4 protein-coding genes and 1 pseudogene are annotated in these 5,107 nt (G+C 66.1%); all 5 read right to left on the reverse strand.

Going from position 1 to position 5,107, the window contains the following annotated elements; translation table 11 throughout:
- Positions 1-784: IMP dehydrogenase (gene guaB, locus JCM25156_RS09235; RefSeq protein WP_025812853.1), on the reverse strand; the 784-nt coding region annotated here is incomplete at its 3' end.
- 156 nt (positions 785-940) lie between these two features.
- A pseudogene (locus JCM25156_RS23045) lies at positions 941-1,724 on the reverse strand (MBL fold metallo-hydrolase).
- A 4-nt stretch (positions 1,725-1,728) separates the two neighbouring features.
- Positions 1,729-2,526 carry a TatD family hydrolase gene (locus JCM25156_RS09245; protein ID WP_025812854.1) on the reverse strand — a complete coding sequence of 266 codons (798 nt, stop codon included), beginning with the start codon at positions 2,524-2,526 and terminating at the stop codon, positions 1,729-1,731.
- The gene (gene metG, locus JCM25156_RS09250) at positions 2,523-4,061 is read right to left on the reverse strand and encodes a methionine--tRNA ligase (RefSeq protein ID WP_025812855.1); all 1,539 of its coding nucleotides are present in this window, start codon (positions 4,059-4,061) and stop codon (positions 2,523-2,525) included. The genes JCM25156_RS09245 and metG overlap by 4 nt, the downstream gene beginning before the upstream one ends.
- Entirely contained in the window at positions 4,058-5,020 is a 963-nt protein-coding gene (locus tag JCM25156_RS09255; protein WP_025812856.1) for a DNA polymerase III subunit delta', read from the reverse strand. The genes metG and JCM25156_RS09255 overlap by 4 nt, the downstream gene beginning before the upstream one ends.
- Between the last annotated feature and the right edge of the window lie 87 nt (positions 5,021-5,107).

Here is a 5,107-nt window from a genome sequence, read left to right on the forward strand (position 1 = left end):
CGGTATCGACCACCAGCACATCCACGCCCGCGGCCATGAGTTCGCGCGCACGCGCCACGCCGTCATCCCCCACGCCCGTCGCCGCCGCGCAGAGCAGGCGGCCGAGGCTGTCCTTGTTGGCCTGCGGATACTGGACGGCGCGGTCCATGTCCTTGACGGTGATGAGGCCGATGCAGCGATCCTCGTCATCAATGACCAGCAGTTTCTCGATCCGGTGGCGGTGCAGGAGCTGGCGGGCCTGATCGCGGTCGGCGTTGTTGCGCACGGTCACCAGGTTCTCGCGCGTCATGAGTTCATAGACGCGCTGCCCCGGATCGGTGGCGAAGCGGACATCGCGGTTGGTCAGGATGCCGACCAGCCGGTTGGTCTCGCGCTCCACGACCGGCAGGCCGCTTATGCCGTGGCGGGACATGATCGCGTTGACCTCGGCCAGCGTCTGGTCGGGATAGACCGTGACGGGATTGACCACCATGCCGGATTCGAAGCGCTTGACGCGGCGGACCTGTTCGGCCTGCTGCTCGATCGTCAGGTTCTTGTGGATCACGCCCAGCCCGCCGTTCTGGGCCATGGCGATGGCCATGCCGTCCTCGGTCACGGTATCCATGGCGGAGGAGACCAGCGGGATGTTCAGCGTGATCTTGCGGGTCAGCCGCGTCCGCGTGGATGTCTGCGATGGCAGGACGTTCGATTCGTCAGGCACGACCAGAACGTCGTCAAACGCCAGGGCTTCGCGGATTCGATCCTCGATGCGGGGTGCGGATGTATTTTTCGGGGTGGAAGACATGATGCAGGGGCCTCGTCAACAGATGGCGGCTTCCCCGCGCCTCGGGTCACCGACCGTTGGCGCACCCTCATAGGGTGCGAACGCCGCGCTGGCAAGCATTACGCGCATCCTTTGCGTTTTATATGCCGGACCGGCCTTAATCCGGCCCGTGGATGCTCAGGCGTAAAGCCGCAATCCGTCATACGCGGCCTCGACCCCTTCGGGCAGGTTGGCCTGCATCCACCCCCAGTCCATGTCCGGCCCCATGTGGGTCAGCACGGTGCGGCGGGGTTTTATGATGTCGCGCCAGTGCAGCACCCGCTCCAGCCACCCGTGGGAGGAATGTTCCACGCGCTGGAAACAGTCCACCAGCACGTATCGACTCCGCGCAGCGTATCGAGCGCCACCTCATCCAGTTCGACCACGTCGGTGCAGTACGCCATCGGGCCTATGCGCAGGCCCAGCGTTTCGGTCCAGCCATGGTGCTGGCTGAACAGGTCCACTTCCATGCCCGCCATGACCTGCCTGACCGGCAGGGTGACGGGACGGGCCTCGAGAATGGGGCGGATGATGCGTGGCGGCGTCCATGGGCGGAAGGCGTAATCGAAGCGGACCGTGATCTCATCCAGCACCTCCGCCGTGCCATAGACCGGCAGTGGCCCGTTGATGACGCGGTTGACCCCCCGCAGTTCATCAAGCCCGGCGATATGGTCGGCATGGGCGTGGGTGTACAGCACCGCATCCACCCGGCTTACGCGCTGCGCCAGAAGCTGGGCGCGCAGGTCCGGCCCGGTATCGACCAGCAGCATCCGGCCCGGCCCGTCATTCATGATGATGGATGACCGCGTGCGGCGGTTGCGCGGCTGGGCCGGATCGCACTCCCCCAGTCCCCCGCCCCATCGGGGCCGCCAAGCATGGGCACGCCGGCGGAACCACCGCAGCCGAGAACGATCAGTTCCATGCCGTCAGGCCGCCCGGCTGAACAGGCGGGTGAAATTGCGCGTGGTCATCTCGGCAAAGGCCGCATCCTCCATCCCGCGCAGGTCCGCCAGCACGCGGGCGGTATAGGCCACGTAGCCGGGTTCATTGCGCTTGCCACGCCGGGGCACGGGGGCGAGATAGGGCGAATCGGTTTCCACCAGCAGGCGGTCATCGGGCACGTCGCGGGCCACGTCGCGCACCGACTGCGCGCGGTTGAAGGTCGCGATGCCGGAGAAGCTGATATACCCCCCCAGTTCCAGCGCCCCACGGGCCAGTTCCGGCCCGGAGGAAAAGCAGTGGATCAGGAACGGAAAGACCCCGTTGCGTTCGGTCTCGTCACGCAGGATCGCCAGCATGTCATCATCCGCCTCACGCGTGTGGATCACCAGCGGCAGGCCGGTCTGGCGCGCGGCGTCGATATGCACGCGGAAACTTTCCTGCTGGAGCGGGCGGATCTCCGCCTGCCCATGGAAATAGTCCAGCCCGCTTTCCCCCAGCCCCACCACGCACGGGTCATCCGCCATGGCGGCGAGTGTGGCGGCATCAGGCAGGGTTTCCTCCGCCACATGGTCGGGATGGGTGCCGATGGTGCACCACACCCGCAGGTCGGGCCGGTCCAGTTCCGCCAGCTTCTTCTGTTGCGCCGCGCGTGACAGCCGTGTTCCGACCGTGACCAGGCCATCCACCCCGGCCTGCCGGGCGCGGGTCAGGACATCGGGCAGTTCGTCGTCGGAAAAATGGTCGAGATGACAGTGGGAATCGGTCAGTCCCGTACGGGTCATGTCGCCTCCGGTTCAACATGGCGGGGGAAGATGCCCTGCGGGGCGGGCAGCACGCGGCCCGCGGGCAGCGGTGTGTCGAGTGCGGCGAAATCACGTTCGCCGCTTTCCACGCCAAGCTGGGTCAGCATCCGGTCCATGCTGCCGGGCATGTAGGGCTGGAGTACGGTCGCGATGATGCGCAGGGCGTCGGCCAGCACGCGCAGCACGTCGTTCATGCGCGCGCTGTCGGTCTTCTTCAGCTTCCACGGGGCCTGATGGTCGATATAGGCGTTGCACGCGCGGATGACCTTCCACACCTCCTCCAGCGCGTCGGTCAGGGCCTGACGGTCAATCTGCTCGTGCATGATCCCGGGCAGCAGGCTGGCCGGGGCCAGCAGGGCGGTATCCTCCGCCGTGAGGGTGCCCCGTCCGGGCAGCACACCCCCGCAGTTGCGCGCGATCTGTGACAGCGTGCGCTGCGCCAGATTGCCCAGATCATTCGCCAGTTCGACATTCATGCGCGAGATGATGGCCCGGCGGCTGAGATCGCTGTCACCGCCAAAGGGCATCTCGCGCATCAGGAAAAACCGGATCGGGTCGAGGCCGAAGGTTTCCACAAGGTCGCGCGGGTCCACCACATTGCCCAGCGACTTGCTCATCTTCTGGCCTTCGATGGTCCACCACCCGTGCGAGAACACGCGATCGGGCAGTTCAAGCCCCGCCCCCATCAGCAGCGCGGGCCAGTAGATGGCGTGAAAGCGCAGGATGTCCTTGCCGACCAGATGCAGGTTGGCGGGCCAGAAATCCCACCGCGCCGCCTTTTCATCCGGATAGCCCACGGCGGAGAGGTAATTGGCCAGCGCATCGACCCACACATACATCACATGCTTCGGATCCCCCGGCACGGGAATGCCCCAGTTGAAGCTGGTGCGGCTGATGGACAGGTCGCGCAGCCCCTGCCGCACGAAACTTGCGACCTCGTTGCGGCGGCTGGCCGGTTCGATGAAACCGGGGCGGCTTTCATACAGTTCCAGCAGCCTGTCACCAAAGGCGGAGAGACGGAAGAAGTAGGACGGCTCCTTCACCCATTCCACGGCGGCACCGGTGGGGGCCACCTTCCTGCCATCAGGGCCGGTGACCAGTTCATCCTCACCGTAGAAACATTCATCGCGCAGCGCGTACCAGCCTTCGTACGCGCCAAGGTAGATATGGCCGTTTTCCTCCAGCTTCTTCCACAGCGCGGAGGCACCCGCCGCGTGGCGGGGTTCGGTCGTACGGATGAAATCATCGTACGAAATGGCCATCCTGTCATACATATCGCGGAAATCGGCCGCCACCCGGTCGGCAAAGGCGATGGGCTCCATGCCCGCCGCCTGCGCGGCCTGTTCCACCTTCTGGCCGTGTTCGTCCGTTCCGGTCAGGAAAAAGACATCGAACCCCGCCAGACGCTTGAAGCGCGCGATCACGTCGGCCGCGACGGACGTGTAGGCATGGCCGATATGTGGCGCTCCGTTCACGTAATAGATTGGTGTGGTGACGTAGTAGCGCCGTGTCATGTTTCACTCACCCGCGCAAGCGCCGTTAGAACCGCCTGCTGCCTGTCCAGATTGAATTGTTCGGTTTCCGCGCGCAGCCGTACCATGTCCTGCCACAGCAGGGCCAGGCGGGCGGGGCGGAGATCACTCCCACGCGCCCGGGCCGCGTTGCGGGCCAGATCGCGCGTTTTCTCAGATATGGCATTACACAGCAGATCGAAAAAGACGGAAAAACCATTTTCCCGTTTTGTGACCTGCTCGGCAATGTCGTAGCCAGCCCCCTCATCCGCCGCGCCATTCATGACCCGCGCCACGAGATGCGCGACCTCCGCCCCGCCCCCGTCGAGCAGTTCCAGCGCCTTGCCCGGCGCGCCACGGGCCAGTGGCAGGATGCTGTCCAGCCCCGGCATATCGGCGGGCTGCGGCATGTGCGACAGCATGGCGCGCATGGCCGCTTCATCCAGCGCGCCCAGCCCCAGCACCCGGCAACGGCTGCGGATGGTGGGCAGCAGGCGGCCCGGCACGGAGGTGGTCAGGATCAGGATGGCGCGTTCGGGCGGTTCCTCAAGGATCTTGAGGATGGCGTTGGCCGCCGTGCGGTTCATGTATTCCGCGCCATCCACGATCACCACGCGCCAGCCGCCTTCGGCCGCCGTGCGGCGCAGGAAGGCGGGAATGGGGCGGATGTCGTCCCCCACGATCTCGCGCCGCAGGCGGTGGCGTTTTTCATCCACCCCGCGCGCGACCACCAGCAGGTCGGCATGCGTGCCCGCGCTGACCCGGCGGCCGACGGGACTGTCGTGATCTTCCGCCCCCAGCAGCACGCGCGCCATCATGAAGGCCATGGTGGCCTTGCCGATCCCTTCCGGCCCGGTCAGCAGCCAGGCATGGTGCAGCCTGCCCGTGCGGATGACGGACAGGAATTCCCGCCATGCCGCGTCATGCCCGAACAACTGGCGGCAGGTGCGCGGATCAGGCATCCGCCCCCCCGCCCACCATGCTCAGGTGGGGGGCCAGCACCGTGCGGATGGCCTGCTGCACGCTGTCCATCGGGCCGCTGGCGTCCA

This window comes from Komagataeibacter kakiaceti JCM 25156 (assembly GCF_000613305.1).

Excerpts from the sequence above, each read along its gene's own strand:
- JCM25156_RS09245 (WP_025812854.1), bottom strand. The coding sequence starts at position 2,526 with ATGACCCGTACGGGACTGACCGATTCCCACTGTCATCTCGACCATTTT.
- metG (WP_025812855.1), bottom strand. The coding sequence starts at position 4,061 with ATGACACGGCGCTACTACGTCACCACACCAATCTATTACGTGAACGGA.
- JCM25156_RS09255 (WP_025812856.1), bottom strand. The coding sequence starts at position 5,020 with ATGCCTGATCCGCGCACCTGCCGCCAGTTGTTCGGGCATGACGCGGCA.